At 43.3% G+C, this 691-nt stretch carries 1 tRNA gene and 1 rRNA gene; both read right to left on the minus strand.

The features are described from left to right. Positions 1–370: 370 nt before the first annotated feature. Positions 371–446, minus strand: a tRNA-Glu gene (locus L4C38_RS21275). Between the two features lie 89 nt (positions 447–535). Next, positions 536–691, minus strand: a 16S ribosomal RNA gene (locus L4C38_RS21280); the annotation flags it as partial.

Here is a 691-nt window from a genome sequence, read left to right on the forward strand (position 1 = left end):
CGCAAGTTACTACGTCTTTCATCGCCTCTGACTGCCAAGGCATCCACCGTGTACGCTTAGTCACTTAACCATACAACCCGAAGGAGTTTCGTTAAACAACCAAGTTGTCTCTCTATTTTATGAGTGAGAGACGTTCGATTTTGCCGGACTCAATTTCGAATAATCACTTCACTAGGAAGTGATATTGCCAAGAACACTTGAATGTGTTTTTTGGTGTTTACCATTAAGGTAAACATTGAGAACTTTACAAATAATCTTATTAAAGATTATTTAGTCAGCTTTCCAAATTGTTAAAGAGCGTGATTCTTCCGAAGAAGTAACCATTTTTAAAAGCACTTTGCTTTCTATTTAAAGAAAGTACGCTTAAAGATGGTATCCCGTAGGGGAGTCGAACCCCTGTTACCGCCGTGAAAGGGCGGTGTCCTAGGCCTCTAGACGAACGGGACACTAAGTGAAACATCTTAGGGATGTTTCTATCTCTTAAACTTTATAAACCATCAATCTGTGTGGACACTCATCGTGAGTAATCATCGTATAAGGAGGTGATCCAGCGCCAGGTTCCCCTAGCGCTACCTTGTTACGACTTCACCCCAGTCATGAACCACAAAGTGGTGAGCGTCCTCCCCGAAAGGTTAAACTACCCACTTCTTTTGCAGCCCACTCCCATGGTGTGACGGGCGGTGTGTACAAG

Origin of the sequence: Vibrio kasasachensis (genome assembly GCF_050337565.1) — a bacterium.
In the GTDB taxonomy this organism is placed as follows: domain Bacteria; phylum Pseudomonadota; class Gammaproteobacteria; order Enterobacterales; family Vibrionaceae; genus Vibrio; species Vibrio kasasachensis.